The following is a 16,301-nucleotide window of genomic DNA, read 5'->3' as shown; positions in this document are numbered from 1 at the left end:
ATGCGTTATGAAACGACTTGCTTATCAATTACTTCTGCTGAGCCCGCTATGGGCAGCCTGCCGGCCTGACACAGCGTTGCCTACTTCGTTTACGGACGAGCCGGGCGTTATAGAACTGGTGGTGTGTTCGCGGGGCTGCGTGCAGTACGTACTGCAAACCGAAACCGGGGGTGAAGCCGCCCGGATGTTTGTGGTCAATATGCCCGATTCGTTAAAGGTAGCCGCCATTCCGTCCGCGTACGCCGATAACCAGTTGCCGGTGGTTTTCAGCGGAACGCGGACGAACGAGCTGATGCAGGTCAACACGGCCGGCCCCACCGACGTGCCCGAGCCGGCCTATAAAGCGTACAGATTTCAGCTTACCGGGGTACGTCGACGGTAGGAGAAAGGCTAGATTACATTCATCGTTTGTTCCTTAATCTTCTCCAGTTCATCCTTCATCTGAACAACGTACCGCTGGATGGTCGCGTCGTTGGCTTTGGAGCCGATGGTGTTGATTTCGCGGCCGATTTCCTGCGAGATGAAATTGAGTTTTTTGCCGTTGGCTTCTTCCGTCGCGAGTACTTCCAGGAAATACGTCAGGTGGTTGCGCAGCCTCACCTTCTCTTCAGAGATATCGAATTTTTCGATGTAGTACACCAGTTCCTGCTCAAAGCGGTTCTGGTCGAAGTTCTCGTTGCCGAGCAGGTCGAGTACGGCGTTGCGCATCCGTTCGCGAACGGCCGGAATCCGTCGAACGTCCTGCTCTTCAATGTCGGTGAGCCGGTCGCTGATCGTCTGGATGTATTCCTGGAATTTATTTTCCAGCACCGCGCCGTCCTGCCGCCGAAACTCGGCGCACCGCCGAACGGCCTCCTGCACGGCCGCCAGCACCGTAGCCCAGTCATCGGCGTCGGCCGTTGGGTCAGCCGATTCGGTCAGGTACGCGTTGGGCTGCTGGAGCGCCAATTGCAGTACGTCACTGTCGGAAACGCTCATGAGCAGCCCGTTGGCGGTTTCTTTCAAATCACTGACGTAGGCCGCAACCAGCGGGCGATTGATGGTGACACCCGGCCGGACCGCTTGGGTTCGGGTCAGGTTCAGGGCTAGTTCCACTTTCCCGCGCTCCAGTTGCTGGGTCAGCAGGCTGCGGAGTTCAATTTCTTTATCGGAAAACTGCCGGGGAATGCGGCAGTAGATATCCAGAAACTTTGAATTCAGCGTCTTGACTTCCGCCGTTACCGACAGACCATTGGCCTCTACGGTCGCGTTGCCGAAGCCAGTCATTGATTTGAGCATTCGTTTGTAGTTTTTTGGTAGTCGGTTTGTGGTTTGTGGTTTACGGTGTTTGGTAGCGCGCTCGAGGTTAGCCCCAGCTACCGTAAACTGAATACCGGAAACCATCTATCTATTTTCCGCGGGGTGTTTAACCACCAGCGCGTTGGCTTCAAGTTCTGCGTATTCTTTCCGCCGACGGGCCACGTCGATGGCTGTGTAAATAGCCTGAAGCATGGACGTTTCGTCGGCCCGGTCCTTACCCGCAATGTCGTAGGCGGTGCCGTGGTCGGGCGAGGTGCGAACCACGGGCATACCGGCCGTGAAATTAACGCCTTCCTCAAACGCAATGGATTTGAACGGAATCAGCCCCTGGTCGTGATACATAGCCAACACCGCATCGAAGCTTTTGTAGGCCCGTGTACCGAAGAAGCCATCGGCCGCAAAGGGGCCAAGAACCAACTGTCCTTTGTTGCGCAGCTCATCAAGCAGGGGCGTAATAATCTCCAGTTCTTCGTTGCCCAACAGTCCCGCTTCACCCGCGTGCGGGTTCAGGCCAAGGACGGCGATCCGGGGTTTCTGAATACCGAAGTCCTGCTTCAGCGACTGCATCATCAGGTCCAGTTTCTGCTGAATCCGTTCGCGGGTTACGTTCTGCCGAACGCGGCCCAGGGGGACATGGCCCGTCACAACGCCCACCCGCAGCGTTTCGCTGACCATGAACATAAGGTTATCGGCCACACCAAACTCCTCCGCCAGATACTCGGTATGCCCCGGAAACTTAAACTCCTCCGACTGAATGTTGTACTTATTGATCGGAGCCGTTACGAGCGCATCCAGTTTGCCGGCTTTCATGTCCTCAACGGCCCGTCGCAGACACGCCAGGGCGGCCTGACCGGCTTCGGGGGTTACGTGCCCCGGCTGAATATCCTGATTCTGATCGGGCCAGCAGGTAATGACGTTCGTGAGCTTATGACTGATCTGACCGATGTGCGGAGCCCCGTTGAGATTCCAGTCCTTGAAGTTGAGCAGGTTACGGTACCGGTTCAGTACCCGCATCGATCCGTAGATCACCGGTGTGCAGAGTTTCTGCAGGCGGTTGTATTGCAGGGCTTTCAGAATAACTTCCGGACCAATGCCGTTGTAGTCGCCGAGCGTAATGCCAATCACCAGCCGATCAGCCGCCGGTTTTTCGGGGGCTTGTCCCGGCCGCTCTTCCTTTTGTCCGGATTGCCCGTTTGGTTCACCCGGTTCCCGATCGCGCTGTGCGCCTTTGTCGCGGCCGTTGGGCTGACGCTGTCCGTTCGCCCGATTCTCGGGTTGACGCTGTCCTTTGGCCTGCGGGTTACCTGACTGATCGTTCGGGCTGTCGTTGCCGTGATCCGGTTGGCGTTGTTCCATCTACTTTTGTTAGTTTCGCCAATGATTTGAAAAGACGCTGAGAACGCAACGCTGAACCGAATTCAGGGATCAACCGTCCGCAGCCCGGCGTCTAAAACTGCTGCAAGTTACGAAAACCAACGGATGTCTAAGAATCGCTCTACTATTCTCATCGCCGATGAGATGCACCCTTCGCTGTTTACCATGCTCGACGATGCGGGCTTTACCTATGATTATCAACCGAAAATCACGCGGGCTGCACTGATCGAAACCATTGTTCCCTTTGATGGGCTGATTATCCGCAGTAAAACCACGGTGGATGAGGAACTGCTCAGCCATGCTCCCCAGCTGCGATTTATCGGCCGCGCCGGGGCAGGTCTGGACCTGATCGATCTGGAGGCCGTTGAACGGCGGGGCATACATGTATTCCATGCGGGCGAAGGGAATCGCGACGCCGTGGCTGAACATACCGTGGGGCTGCTGCTGGGACTGCTGGCCAACATTGCCAGGGCCGATCGGGAAGTACGGCAGGGCATCTGGGACCGCGAAGGCAACCGGGGCTACGAGCTGGGCAGTCTCACCGTCGGGATCGTTGGATACGGCAACAACGGCCGGGCCACTGCCCGCCGACTGAGTGGGTTTGGGTGCCGGGTGCTGTGTTACGACAGGTACCTGACCAGCTACGGCGATGCATTTGCTGAGGAGGTGGGCCTGGAACAAATCATGACCGAAGCGGATGTAATCAGCCTGCATATTCCTCTTACCGACGATACCCGCTATCTGGTCAACGATACGTTCATTGCGCAGGCAGCCCGGCCGTTTTATCTGCTGAACATCGCCCGGGGGGAAATTGTGTCGCTGGAAGCCGTCGTACGCGGCCTGGATTCGGGCAAGATCCGGGGGGCGGGACTGGATGTACTGGAAAACGAGAAACTGGCTAAACTGACTCCTGCTCAGCAGGCTGCTTTCGACTACCTCCGCCAGTCGGACCGCGTCATTCTGACGCCCCACGTAGCGGGCTGGACGCACGAGAGCTACGTCCGGATCAATGAAGTGCTGGTTCGGCAGTTACGACAGGTGAATGAGTCGGCGGGCTGATCAGGAAAGACCAAACTCATCGAGCGCCCGCGGAAAGTTACGCCCTTCGTGGCCTGAACGGCTCAGTTTGACGAGGGCAAATCGCTGCAACGTATCGAGGTCAATCCATTGCTGAAGCGTGAGGGGAGGGCGGTGCCATTCCCGCGCTTTCTGCTGTATGTCATCGGGAACGTCACGTAAATGATCCCAGACCGCATCGACCGCACCGAGTTCACTGGCCGGGTGACCGCAACGGTCCTGCACTAACCGGCTCAGGTACGTTCGATAAGCGACAATGTCGGCTGCGGTGCAGCACGGTCGGGTCGCCAGTTCATCTTTTTCGGCCAGATTCAGTTTTACCCATTCGGGTAATTTCAACTTGATGCCGCAGGTGTCGAGCTTGTAGCGGACGATCATGGGAATGCAGCGGAGCGACACAACAAAATCGCTTTCAAACGCGAAAAAAACGGTATCTACAGCTACGGGTATCATCGGCTTTTTATTGAGACAGGCTGGTTGATAACTGAATCTCTACAAAGTCCTGCTTTGATGCATCGCAGGTTGGGCAGGCGTACTTGTCGGGCAGGTCGTTGAACGGAACGCCCACCGGAATGTGCTGCAACAAGTCGCCGTATTGCTCATCATAGACGGTGAGGCAGTGCGGGCACTGATGCACGCTGCCCGTTGCTAGGTCGGTAGGGTCGGACTGGTCGGTTTCCGGTCGCGCCGGTTCGGGACTCTCCTGCAACCGGCGGGCACTGAACTTCCGGCATAAACGGTCGATTTGGGCGGGCAGGTGAATTTTAAGCAAACCCTTATCGAAGCGGTGGTACGTCCGGCTGTTCGGATTGAAATTTTCGGTGAAATACAGGTCGTACACGCTGAACAAGGCCAACTGCCCAATTTGCAGGAGCGGCCGTTTGCGGATGAGAATTGAGCCGAACACCTCCGATTTTGGGCGGGTCTGCACGCCGAAGCAAAGGCCAAAGGTGCGCGTATCATTCTTCTCGAAGAACCGGATAACGAAGTTCTTAAGGTGAGTGCCCTCGTCGGTATCGTCTTCGGTTTGCCAGGCCAGTTCGTTGGCCGCATGCCGGACGTTGATGTTGTGCCTGCCCAGTACATACGACCATTTAGGCCGGTCTTTTTCTTCAATACCTTTAATGATAAGCGATTTCCAGGGCGTTACACAAATTTCACCGATGCGGGTTGCCAGGCATAAGGCGCAGATATCCAGCAGGAACGGAATCGAAAACTGTTCATCCCGTCGGTACAGACCCAGCCACGAGCGGTGTCCGTACCGGTTGAACCCTTCGTAATACGGCAGCGAAAACTCGGGTAGTTCAACCTCGCCGGTCGCCGGTTGCGAAATGTACGTTCGACCCTGCGTAACAGCATTGTACAACTCATCTTCACCGTTATGTCCATCCTCCAGCATGGCGTCTTCCACGGCTTTCGCCAGTCGACCAATGTCGTTGGTGTAAATCAAATCGCGCCACCGAAACACGGTATTGCTCTGCTTCGGCCGGACGTAGAGGTACCAGAAGTGCGGCTCCGGCGAGGCAATGAAGTTGAGGTTGCCGGTGAAGAACGGCGTAAAGCTCTGGTTTGAATCCGACAGGTTTATTTTCAAGCGCGGCTGGTAATCGAAATAGTCAAGCACCGTATGGTATTCGCTTTCCTGCAACCAGTCGCCGGTGCGAAACACTTCCTCCCCGCAATACGAACTGATGATGTTTGGAAACTGGTCCGTGTTCAGTTCGTAATTGATTCGGTGCGTTTTCAAGTCCTTTTCCAGAAAGCGCATGTCCTCGTAATGCACCGTCATCAGTAACTGCTGACGGGCACCGAACCGTACGTTCCTGACTTTAGCCTCGCGAGCCAGTGTCAACACCTGCTGCAACGCGCCGGGCGACACGATGCCCGCCGGAAGGTTGATTTTGAGGGTATAGTAATCGCGCATGGGAATGATTGAATTGGTGAATGATTGAATGATTGAATTTGACAATCGGGCGCGGCTGTTGATTAAGTCAATCACTCAATCATTCACCCATTCAATCATTGACAAAAGAATACTCCTGACTTCCGGTCGGCAGGAACCACAGCCGGTACCCGCACCGGTTTTCTGACAGAGTTGCTGAAAATCGGTGCATCCGGACTGAATGGCCCGCTCCAGATTGCCCTGTCCCACATTGTTGCAGGAACATACCAGCTTTCCCTCAACCGGGTCAACTTTTTTGCTGGCTCTCAGCAGTTGCAGACGTTTTTCGGAAAGCTCAATGCTGTTGGCAATCAACTCCCGAAACTCCTGAAACTCATTCTTGTCGCCGACCAGTATAGCACCCACCAGCCTGTCCTGATGAACGATGCACTTCTTGTAGTAACGCTTCGCCTTATCGATGAAGACAATCTCCTCGTAGCGAGAATCATTTTCAGGCGTTTCGGCCAGGCCAATGCTACACAGGTGCAGCCCTTCCATTTTGAGGATATTCATGGAAACGCTGCCCTGATACGGCTGCGTAACATCCCCGGCGATGAAGCGGGCGGCTACTTCGGCCTGTTGCTCCGCGGCCAGGGTGATGCCCCACATCTGTCCCCGCCACTGGGCAATTTCGCCCGCGGCAAAAATGGACGGGTCCGACGTTTGCAGGTAATCGTTGACCACTACGCCCCGGTTGCATTCGAGTCCGGCGTCGCGGGCCAGCTCAATCGTCGGGACGGTACCGATGGCCACTACAACCACCTGACAGGCAATACTTCGCCCGGATTTCAACTGGATGCCTTCGACGCATTCATTGCCCCGGAACGTTTGTACCTCGTCGTTGAAGTGAATCGTTAGACCTCGTTCTACCAGTTCCTGATACAGCAGTTCACTCGCCAGCGGGTCGAGTTGTCGCTCCATCAGGCGGCTGCTTCGCTGAACAACCGTTACGTTAATGTCCATCTGCCGTAGCGAAGCCGCTAACTCCAACCCCAGCAAACCTCCTCCAACAACAACAGCCGTGGGTCGTTCGGCCTTTGCTCCGGACGGCTTCAGGAAGGGCAACAGCGAGTCGGCATCCAGCCGCGACCGCATGTTGAAAATGCCTGGCAGGCGAGGGACGCCCTTAGGCATGAACGCGCTGCTGCCCATGCCGAGCAGCAACTTGTCATAGGCATGTTCGACGCCATTACTGTCGGTAACAATCTTGTTTTTACGATCGATATGAACAACGCTCACGCCTTTGTGAACGGTGATGTTTGCTTCGTCAAACTGTTCTTCACGCAGCCGAACGAGTTGCTCCCACGACTGTGCCCCACTGATGTAGTCGGGCAACAGTACCCGATTGTAAAACGGGTACATTTCTTTTGAGAAGACGTGAATCTGGTCCAGTTCATTGAGTCTGCGATACGCATTGATAAAACCTAACCCCGCTGAACCCGTACCGATAATGATGATTTTCTCGACGGGTTTGCGGTAAGGTGTTACCTCCACGGCGGAGAACTTGAAATCGGGTTCTTTGGAACGGGGGTCGATGAGCGCATTCGTCAGGTTGTTGGCCCGGCCGAGGTTGCTGTTCAGAAACTTGCCCCAGTGCATCGGCAGGAAACACAGGCCCGGCCGCACATCTTCGGTAATCTGCGCCTTTACCCGAACCTCCCCCCGGCGGCCTTTCACCTCCACCAACTGACCATCCTGAATACCCCGGTCACTGGCGTCTTTCGGGTGAATTTGCAGAAATGGCTGGGGTGCGTGCTGGTTCAACTTGGCTACCCGACCGGTTTTGGTCATGGTGTGCCACTGGTCGCGGATGCGACCAGTGGTTAATACAAGCGGAAAGTTTTCGTCGGTCGGCTCTGAGTTGTTGCCGTCAGGTACCGCATGAAGCTGTGCCCGCTGATTAGTCGTATAAAAGGTTTGGTCGGTAAACAGCCGCTTCGTGCCAGTTTCCCCGCTCCCTGCCCCTTGCCCCCTGCCCCCCGCTGGGTACGGCCACTGTACACTACGTTTGGCTTTCAGCAGTTCGTAGCTGACACCGGTTACGTCCACGTTCGTTCCAGCCGTAATCTGCGTGTACTCCAGATACACCTCGGCGGCAGTGTTGTACGAAAACGCGTCGGCAAAGCCCATTTTCTGCGCAAACCGCCAGATGATTTCTGCATCGGGCAGTGCCTCGCCAGGCGCGTTCAGAACTTTGGGCAGGTACGTAATCCGGCGCTCGGCATTGGTCATGGTGCCTTCTTTTTCGAGCCAGGCCGCAGCCGGCAGCACCACGTCGGCAAACGCCACCGTATCGGCCCGGCTCGACACGTCCTGTACCACGACGTAACGTGCTTTTTTCAGGGCGTTTTCGGCCGCGTTCAGGTCCGGCAGGCTCACCAGCGGATTGGTGTTGATAATCCAGATGGCCTTTAACCGGTCGTCGGCTAACGCGTCAAACATCTCCGTAGCCGTCAGCCCCGGTTTGTCGGCAATCTTCACGGGGCTATTCCAGAACGCTTCCACTTCGGCGCGGTGGGCGGCATTCGTTACGTCGCGGTGGGCTGGCAGTACGTTCGCCAGTCCGCCCACCTCACGACCACCCATGGCGTTGGGCTGGCCAGTCAGCGAGAACGGTCCATTACCCGGTTTGCCGATTCGGCCCGTAATCAGGTGCAGGTTAATCAAGGACAGGTTTTTATTCACACCCACTACCGACTGGTTCAGGCCCATTGTCCAGAGCGACAGAAACCCTTTCGAGCGACCAATCCAGTCGGCAGCTACGTGCATATCGTCGGCGTTGATACCACAGATGTCAGCGGCTTCGTCAATCGTCCGCTGCATGACCTGCTCGCGGTAGGCCGTGAACCCGTCGGTATGGTCAACGATAAACTCGTCGTCGATGTAGCCTTTCTCAATCAGCAGTCGGCCGATGGCGTTGTTGAGGACAATGTCGGTGCCGGGCCGGATGGGCAGATGCAGGTCCGACGACCGAGCCGTATCCGTTCGGCGGGGGTCAACGCAGATGATTTTGACGTGCGGATTGGCGGCTTTGTGGGCTTCAATCCGTCGCCAGATGATGGGATGACACCAGGCGGGGTTCGCGCCCTGTACGTAAAATACGTCGGCTTCTTCAATATCATCGTAACAAACCGGCACCGAATCCTCGCCCAGTGACAGCTTATACCCAACTACCGCCGAACTCATGCAAAGGCGCGAATTGGTGTCGATATTGTTCGACCCAATGAAGCCCTTAATGAGCTTATTAACCAGGTAATACTCTTCCGTCAGGCACTGCCCCGATACGTAAAACGCCACCGAATCCGGCCCGTATTTTTGAATCAACGTCCGGAAAACAGCCGCGGTTCGTTCCAGTGCGGTGTCCCAACTAACCCGTTGCAGAGGCATCGACCGGTTGAGCCGCATCTGCGGGTACAGCAACCGGTCCGATTGGTCCATCACCGTGTAGTGCAGATTCATGCCCTTCGAGCAAAGCATACCCCGGTTCGACGGATGTTCTTTATCGCCCTCAACGGTTAGCCGCCCATTCGGCTCCTGTCTGACCACAATACCGCAGCCAACGCCACAATAACAACAGGTTGTTTGATGAATCATAAGTTTGGGGGGGAGGGGGAGGAAAGGGTTGGTTGGAGTTGCATAAATTCCTTTCCTCCTTCCTCCCTTTTCTCCTTTCCTCCTTTTTTATACCGTTTGCAATTCAGCTTCGGCGGGTTCGACGACGATGGCTTTGTTGAAGTTGACCAGGAACAGTAAGAGCCCGACTGCGCCTACGGCACTTCCGATGTAGAGAAACGCCTGACTGTAGGTGATTGACTGCGACTTGAACAGGAAGCCCATCAGCATGCCGCCAATGTTGCCCCCGGCACCAACCACCCCCGAAATAACCCCGACTGCTTTGGGGTTGACAAACGGCACGATGGCGTAGGTACTGCCGTTTGCCATCTTCAGAAACATGGCGAAGGTCAGCATTGAGATAATGGCCAGCGGCAGATTACCGGCCTGTGCGAACAGGATGATGCCAACGCCTTCGAGCAGCAGCATACCAGCGAGCAATAATCCTTTGCCACGCATACCATAGCGACGCCCGACGCGGTCGGCGAGGATTCCGCCAAGGGCTCTGGCGAAGATGTTCATGAAGCCGAAAAGCATCGCCCAGAAGCCCGCTTCGGTTTCCTCCATCTTAAAGTTGTCGAAGAAATAGAGGGCAGCGACACCGTCGAACGTAATTTCCATACCAAAGCAGCAGGCATAGGCTAACGCCAGCGCCCATACGCGCAGATCGGCACAGGCTTTCCAGAAACTGACCGGAACTGCCTTGCTGGCTGACCGCTCAATTTCATCATAGTTACCAGCTGGCGTGTCTTTGGTGTAGCGGTAGTACACAACCGCCATGATGAGCATCAGCACACCCGGAACAATCATCGCCAGGCGCCAGGCATCGGCTTTCACGTAGCCAAACCCAATGATCGCCGTCATGATAAGCGGCATTACCAGTTGCGTGATTCCCCCACCGAGGTTACCCCAGCCACCGGCTACCGCGTTGGCCGTGCCCTTGATGTTGGGCGCGAACATGACCGACGTGTGGAACTGGGTGATAACGAACGACGCGCCGATGATGCCGATGGCCAGACGGAAAAGCAGGAAGGTGGTGTAGTCATGCGCCAGCCCAACCAGCATCACCGGCAGTGATCCGATGACCAGCAGAGCCGTGTACGTTTTGCGCGGCCCCCACGTATCGCAGAGCCGCCCGATGACGAGCCGCGCGAAAATGGTAGCCGACACAGCCGCGATGATGGTATTGCCAACCTGCGGCTTCGTCAGGCCGAGGTCGGCGCGGATGGCGGGCATCAGCGGGGCTAGGCCAAACCAGCCAAAAAAGCAGACAAAGAACGTCAGCCAGGTAATGTGGAAGGTCCGCATCTGAATGCCCCTGGTGCTGAAGATATTGAGCGACTGTAGCGGTTTATTGGAAGTTAAGTTCATGACTGTACCGTGTTTTCAGGTTGGTTTATTTGATGGCGGTTGGTTTGGTATCGAAGAAGTCGGGGCGGATGTTAATCATCAGGTAGCCCCACGTACCAAGTTTATCCTTCTGGTTCATGGTGCCCTGTTTGGCATATTCAAGCGTGTTGGTACCGTTCATGACGGCGTAGCCAAGTTCCAGCGTGGTAAACTTGTTGAGCAGATACGTGGCCACGAAGTCGTATTCGATGCCCAGCTTCGCGTTCAATACGGCTCCCGTCGGCGCATCGGGCATCCGGTTGTAGGTCGTACCGGCCAGCGCGAAGTAATGCACGTCGAACGTGGTCGACAGACGCGAACTGGCGTAGCGGAATTTCAGGAAGGCATCGCGCAGGCCACCGGCCGGAGCTCCGGTGCCGACGTAGAAGTAGTCCATGTAGCCCCAGTGCCGGTGCGGGGTACCATAGAGCGGATCGAAGCGATTGGTTTCCCCGGCTTTGAGCGTAGGGTCGTTGTTGCCGGACAGTACCTCGTAACCCGGCCCGAAGCCCAGCAGCCCTTTCTGAAACATGACATTGGCGCCGTAGTGGTAGGCATTCCGAAGCCGCAGTCCATCCCGGTCTTTGCCGCTCTGCCAGTAGCTGAAGGCCTGCCACTGCGCTTTTGACGTACCCAGGCCGAAAAGTCCGGTCAGCATGGCCCCGTAGGTGAGTCGGGAATTAGTGCCCGCCACGTCGTAACGCCTGCCATATACGTAGCCCTGCGTAGCATTACCGAGCGAGTCAATGCGGTATTTCTGGAAATCGTCTTTGAAGAATAGCCCCGAGAATTTAGTGGACCCAAACTTCCGGGTCGCATAGAGCATCTGAAACGACTTGAACTGCTGATTCTGGCCGTTTGTACCAACTGCGTTGGCCACCACCGGCGCACCACCTTTGCCATTCGTAGGCAAAAACCCGGCCGGTATCGCCAGCGAAACATTCCGGGTCGAGAGGGCCGACGCAGGTACGTTGGCCGGGGTGTAGTACGTTCCGGCTACGCTAAACGCGTCGGTGTTCTGATTGAAACCCACCCCCAGGTCAACCGCCCAGCCGCGGTGCTGCGCCTTGAGCAAAGCCGCATCGAACCGCCGTCCCTGCTGGAGCCAGTCCAGATTCCCGAGCAGCCGCACATCGTCGTACACGAGTTCCTGACGACCAATTTTCAGCGATAACTTGTCAATGGGTTTGAATTTCATCGTACTATCCGCCCGGTTGATGAGCAAGAGGTCGGCCCAGGCTTCGTGTACCATCAGCCGATTACCGTCGGCGCTGTTGATGGTGGATGCATCCTGACCCCACACCCGAACGTCCTGCACGGCAGCCTGGAAGGTAACGCGCTGCCATTTGTAGCCAAAAGTCAGCCGGGTTCGCTGCGAGGTGAAGGCGGCCGCCGGACTGTTTTTTACGGGTAGGTTACCCAGCCCATGCCGCAGTTCGGTACGGGTGCGCAACTGGCCGACCAGCGAGACTTGCGCGCTGCTATCCGGCCGGGCCAGCGCCGCTACGCCCAACAGCAGCGCCGTTTTTGTTAGAAGTTGTTTCATTGCATTACAGTGAGAGTCAATGGAGATGGCTTGCCACAAGGGCAATAGACGTGCAGGGATACCCAATTTGGGTAAACGAAAGGCGACGGCCAGTAAGAGAGGAGAACCGGATTAGCCAGTGAACGGCTGTGCGAACGCACTACCCGGTCGGTAGGAGACGCAGAGTTGCGTTAGTCGCTTTTTTTCATTTTCTTTGAAGCGTTTGTGTAAAACATAGACAAAACCCTGTTGAGCCGATCCAAAGGTGCCCCCACACCGGATCGGCTTTTTCTTTAGTTTAAAGTTTGTGCCGGGCGGCCGGTGCCGTTTGTAGTTAGCTGGCCTGAACCACAAACCACAAACTACAAACTCTCCACGGCCAAATTGCGCGCATACTCCCTCACAAACGACGGATGTAAAGCGACCACTTCACCGATGATGATTACAGCAGGCGCCCCCACGCCTTGTGCTGCAACCAGTCGCGGCATTTCCCAGACCTGGCCAACCACGCACCGTTCGTCGGCGCGTGTACCGTTTTGTACAACCGCCATCGGTAAGTGTCCCCGGCCAAAGTGGTTATACATCGTGCATATCTTATCTAACTTATGCATCCCCATCAGCACCACCACCGTTGCGTTCGACTGAGCCGCCAGCAATAAGTCGTCGGACAGGTCGCCGTGGCGGGTTGTACCGGTAATCACCCAGAAGCTTTCACTAACACCCCGGCAGGTCACCGGAATACCCTGCGAAGCCGGAACAGCAAGGCAGCTCGACACGCCCGGCACCACCTCGCCCGGAATGTTGTAGTCACGGGCGTACTGAAGCTCTTCATAGCCACGACCAAAGACGTAGGAATCTCCGCCCTTGAGCCGGACAACGTGCCCATGCTCCTGCGCCAGCCGCACAATCAGCTCATTAATCTGCTCCTGCGAAAGCGATGCTCTTCCAATCCGCTTACCTACGTACATCCTTTCTGCATTGACTGGTGCGAAATCCAGCAAGGCGGTATTTACAAGATCATCGTACAGGACAACGTCAGCTTGTTGGAGCGCTCTGATTCCTTTTAAGGTGATCAGTTCGCCGTCGCCTGGACCCGCCCCCACGAGTGTTAGCTTTGGCTGCATACTTAGTGCTACTATAAAGTGATTATTGTGATTGTACTATAATTAGTGAATTGATACTATTGGTAATCGTTGGTTCAAAAGTAGAGGCTAATTTTTGAAAAGCAAGTGTTTTCAATAAAAAATGCTTTAAAAATTAACTTATAGAGAATTAAATTGTAGGAATTTTAAAAATGACAGTTTAGATTTGATGCGTTAAAAATCAAGAATGACGGGGGTTATTTCTTGGTTTAGTTCAATAAAAAAACAGGGTTTTACTACTAACATAGTCACTATTAACTATGGTTGTCAACACAAACAAACGAGTCGTTGTCATTGGCAATGGCATGGTAGGCTACAAGTTCTGTGAAAAACTGGTGGCCCGAGACAATGGGGAGCATCGATTCACGCTCACGGTCTTTGGGGAAGAACCGCGTGTGGCCTACGACCGCGTTCACCTGAGCGCGTATTTTGGTGGCAAAACCGCCGACGAACTGGCACTGGCGCCTGACACCTGGTACGCCGAACACGGAATTCAGCTTCACCTGTCCGATCCGGTTGTTAGTATTGATCGGGAGCGTAAAGAAGTCTGTTCGCACCATGGGCTCATTGTGCCGTACGATTATCTGATACTGGCTACTGGCTCCGGCGCGTTTGTGCCGACCATTCCCGGCGTCGAAAAAGAAGGGGTATTTGTTTACCGAACCATCGAAGACCTTGAGTTCATTCAGTCATACGCCCGCAACGCCCGCCGTGGTGCCGTGTTAGGTGGTGGCCTGCTGGGTCTGGAAGCGGCCAAAGCCCTGCTCGATCTCGGCCTGGACGAAGCGCACGTGGTTGAGTTCGCCCCGCGGCTCATGCCCCGCCAGATTGACGACGCCGGTTCGGGCATTCTGCAACATCAGCTCGAAAAACTCGGTCTTGCTATTCATCTGGCAAAGAATACGCAGGAAATCGTCGGGGCTGACACCATTGAAGGCATGCGCTTTGCCGATGGGTCATTGCTGGACGTGGACATGCTGATTATCTCGGCGGGTATTCGTCCACGCGATGAACTGGCTAAACGGGCTGGTCTGGACACGCACCCACGCGGGGGCATTGTCGTCAATGATTTCCTGCAAACATCCGACCCGAACATCTTTGCCATTGGCGAATGCGCGCTGGCTCACCAGATGATTTACGGGCTGGTCGCACCGGGTTACGAGATGGCCACGGTAGTTGTTTCGCGACTGTTTGGCGAAGAACGGTCGTTCAATCCGTACGATATGTCCACGAAATTGAAGTTAATCGGCGTGGACGTAGCCAGTTTCGGCAACCCGTTTGCGGAAGGTGCCGACTGCCGGACCATCTGCTATGAAAACAAAGCAAAGGGCGTTTATAAGCGAATCAACGTAAGCGCCGACGGCAAGGAATTGCTGGGCGGTATTCTGGTAGGCGATGCGGAGCAGTACAACATGCTGCTGCAAACCTGCAAGAACAAAACCATCCTCCCGCCCGATCCCGAAGACCTGATTCTTGGTTTGCGCGGTGGCGAAGAAACGGCCGGTGCTGCCGGCGTCATGAGCCTGCCCGACGACGCGCTGATTTGCTCCTGCGAGGCCATCACCAAAGCCGCTATCTGCAACGAGATTACGAACAACGGCTGTACCACCATCGACCAGCTCAAGAAGTTAACCAAAGCCTGCACCGGCTGCGGGGGCTGTACACCCCTGGTGAAAGACCTGATTCAGGGCGTATTGAAGCAGCAGGGTTTGTACGTCCGAAACGTGCTCTGCGAGCATTTCGACTACTCGCGCCAGGAACTGCTCGACCTCGTCAAAATCAACGACCTGAAAACCTACACCAGCGTTCTCGACCAGTTTGGCAAAGGCGACGGCTGTGAGGTCTGCAAACCGGCGGTAGCATCTATCCTGGCCAGTCTCTGGAACGAGAACATACTGGAAAAAGACCGGGCCATGATCCAGGATTCGAACGACCGGTATCTGGCCAACATCCAGAAAGGCGGAACCTACTCAGTGGTGCCGCGCATTCCGGGGGGCGAAATCACCCCCGATAAATTGATTGTGATTGGTCAGGTTGCCAAAAAATACGACCTCTACACCAAAATTACCGGTGGGCAGCGCATTGACCTGTTCGGCGCTCACCTCAACGACCTGCCCAAAATCTGGGAGGAACTCATTGCCGCCGGTTTTGAGAGCGGTCACGCCTACGGAAAAGCGTTGCGTACCGTTAAAAGCTGCGTTGGCTCAACCTGGTGCCGGTTTGGGGTGCAGGACTCCGTTACGTTCGCCGTTGAAGTGGAGGAACGCTACAAAGGGATCCGGGCACCGCACAAGCTCAAGTCGGGCGTATCGGGTTGTATTCGCGAATGCGCCGAAGCGCAGAGCAAAGACTTCGGTATCATCGCGACCGAGAAAGGCTGGAACCTGTACGTGTGCGGCAATGGCGGCTCCAAACCCCAGCACGCGCAACTACTGGCCAGCGATGTCGACAAGGAAACGTGCATCCGGCTCATTGACCGGTTCCTGATGTTCTATATCAAAACCGCCGACCCGCTCACCCGCACGGCTACCTGGCTTAACAAAATGGAAGGTGGCATGACGTACCTGAAAGCCGTTGTAGTCGACGACGTGCTGGGCATTGCTCACGACCTGGAGCGCGAAATGCAGTCGTTGATTGATAATTACGCCTGCGAATGGAAAGAAGTGGTGGAGAATCCGCACCTCCGCAAGCGGTTCACCCACTTCATCAACGCCCCCGAGCGGAAAGACCCTGCCGTTCAGTTCGAACCCCTGCGCACGCAGAAGCGCGCCAAAGAATGGAAGTAAGAGTGGTTTATAGTTTCAGCCAATCATAATAGCTGTTCAGAATTTTGAAAAAATAGTAGACGCTTTTGTCATCCCGAGGAACGACCGGGCCGCCGGAGCGGGGATCTTCGGGTGAGACTGAGAACCTCCGGCTACAGAAGATCCCCGCTCCGGCG

At 55.6% G+C, this 16,301-nt stretch carries 11 protein-coding genes; 3 read left to right on the top strand and 8 right to left on the bottom strand.

Going from position 1 to position 16,301, the window contains the following annotated elements:
- Nucleotides 1-7 precede the first annotated feature (7 nt).
- On the top strand, nucleotides 8-382 hold the full coding sequence (locus tag DYU11_RS30935; protein WP_119671624.1) for a hypothetical protein: 375 nt from the start codon (nucleotides 8-10) through the stop codon (nucleotides 380-382).
- Nucleotides 383-390: 8 nt separating this feature from the next.
- Here the strand turns inward: DYU11_RS30935 and DYU11_RS30930 are convergent, their stop codons facing one another.
- Nucleotides 391-1,278 (bottom strand): YicC/YloC family endoribonuclease, encoded by an 888-nt coding sequence (locus DYU11_RS30930; protein WP_119671705.1) that lies wholly within the window; start codon nucleotides 1,276-1,278, stop codon nucleotides 391-393.
- Nucleotides 1,279-1,383: 105 nt separating this feature from the next.
- Nucleotides 1,384-2,655: a 4-hydroxythreonine-4-phosphate dehydrogenase PdxA gene (gene pdxA / locus DYU11_RS30925; protein WP_119671623.1), complete on the bottom strand. Its 1,272-nt coding sequence runs from the start codon at nucleotides 2,653-2,655 to the stop codon at nucleotides 1,384-1,386.
- A gap of 123 nt (nucleotides 2,656-2,778) precedes the next feature.
- On the opposite strand from pdxA, the gene DYU11_RS30920 reads away from it, so the two are divergent.
- Complete coding sequence (locus DYU11_RS30920; protein WP_119671622.1) at nucleotides 2,779-3,732, top strand: 2-hydroxyacid dehydrogenase; 954 nt, start codon at nucleotides 2,779-2,781, stop codon at nucleotides 3,730-3,732.
- On the opposite strand, the gene DYU11_RS30915 is transcribed toward DYU11_RS30920, so the two are convergent.
- The 6 genes from DYU11_RS30915 to cobA form a co-directional block, all read right to left on the bottom strand.
- On the bottom strand, nucleotides 3,733-4,203 hold the full coding sequence (locus DYU11_RS30915) for a nitrate reductase associated protein (protein WP_119671621.1): 471 nt from the start codon (nucleotides 4,201-4,203) through the stop codon (nucleotides 3,733-3,735).
- A gap of 7 nt (nucleotides 4,204-4,210) precedes the next feature.
- Nucleotides 4,211-5,674 carry a rubredoxin gene (locus DYU11_RS30910; RefSeq protein WP_119671704.1) on the bottom strand — a complete coding sequence of 488 codons (1,464 nt, stop codon included), beginning with the start codon at nucleotides 5,672-5,674 and terminating at the stop codon, nucleotides 4,211-4,213.
- A 75-nt stretch (nucleotides 5,675-5,749) separates the two neighbouring features.
- Complete coding sequence (locus tag DYU11_RS30905) at nucleotides 5,750-9,286, bottom strand: nitrate reductase (RefSeq protein ID WP_119671620.1); 3,537 nt, start codon at nucleotides 9,284-9,286, stop codon at nucleotides 5,750-5,752.
- A gap of 87 nt (nucleotides 9,287-9,373) precedes the next feature.
- Complete coding sequence (locus DYU11_RS30900; RefSeq protein WP_119671619.1) at nucleotides 9,374-10,675, bottom strand: MFS transporter; 1,302 nt, start codon at nucleotides 10,673-10,675, stop codon at nucleotides 9,374-9,376.
- Between the two features lie 25 nt (nucleotides 10,676-10,700).
- On the bottom strand, nucleotides 10,701-12,239 hold the full coding sequence (locus DYU11_RS30895) for an alginate export family protein (RefSeq protein WP_119671618.1): 1,539 nt from the start codon (nucleotides 12,237-12,239) through the stop codon (nucleotides 10,701-10,703).
- A 341-nt stretch (nucleotides 12,240-12,580) separates the two neighbouring features.
- A complete protein-coding gene (gene cobA, locus DYU11_RS30890; protein WP_119671617.1) occupies nucleotides 12,581-13,342 on the bottom strand; it encodes a uroporphyrinogen-III C-methyltransferase in 762 nt (253 codons plus the stop codon).
- Nucleotides 13,343-13,620: 278 nt separating this feature from the next.
- On the opposite strand from cobA, the gene nirB reads away from it, so the two are divergent.
- Nucleotides 13,621-16,146: a nitrite reductase large subunit NirB gene (gene nirB, locus DYU11_RS30885; RefSeq protein WP_119671616.1), complete on the top strand. Its 2,526-nt coding sequence runs from the start codon at nucleotides 13,621-13,623 to the stop codon at nucleotides 16,144-16,146.
- Nucleotides 16,147-16,301 lie beyond the last annotated feature (155 nt).

Origin of the sequence: Fibrisoma montanum (genome assembly GCF_003583365.1) — a bacterium.
Classification (GTDB): Bacteria; Bacteroidota; Bacteroidia; order Cytophagales; family Spirosomataceae; genus Fibrisoma; species Fibrisoma montanum.
Note: the sequence above shows the minus strand (reverse complement) of the source record. Positions and strands in the feature narration are given on the sequence as shown.

Coding starts and splice junctions, on each gene's coding strand:
- DYU11_RS30935 (WP_119671624.1), top strand. CDS start 8: ATGAAACGACTTGCTTATCAATTACTTCTGCTGAGCCCGCTATGGGCA.
- DYU11_RS30930 (WP_119671705.1), bottom strand. CDS start 1,278: ATGCTCAAATCAATGACTGGCTTCGGCAACGCGACCGTAGAGGCCAAT.
- pdxA (WP_119671623.1), bottom strand. CDS start 2,655: ATGGAACAACGCCAACCGGATCACGGCAACGACAGCCCGAACGATCAG.
- DYU11_RS30920 (WP_119671622.1), top strand. CDS start 2,779: ATGTCTAAGAATCGCTCTACTATTCTCATCGCCGATGAGATGCACCCT.
- DYU11_RS30915 (WP_119671621.1), bottom strand. CDS start 4,203: ATGATACCCGTAGCTGTAGATACCGTTTTTTTCGCGTTTGAAAGCGAT.
- DYU11_RS30910 (WP_119671704.1), bottom strand. CDS start 5,674: ATGCGCGATTACTATACCCTCAAAATCAACCTTCCGGCGGGCATCGTG.
- DYU11_RS30905 (WP_119671620.1), bottom strand. CDS start 9,286: ATGATTCATCAAACAACCTGTTGTTATTGTGGCGTTGGCTGCGGTATT.
- DYU11_RS30900 (WP_119671619.1), bottom strand. CDS start 10,675: ATGAACTTAACTTCCAATAAACCGCTACAGTCGCTCAATATCTTCAGC.
- DYU11_RS30895 (WP_119671618.1), bottom strand. CDS start 12,239: ATGAAACAACTTCTAACAAAAACGGCGCTGCTGTTGGGCGTAGCGGCG.
- cobA (WP_119671617.1), bottom strand. CDS start 13,342: ATGCAGCCAAAGCTAACACTCGTGGGGGCGGGTCCAGGCGACGGCGAA.
- nirB (WP_119671616.1), top strand. CDS start 13,621: ATGGTTGTCAACACAAACAAACGAGTCGTTGTCATTGGCAATGGCATG.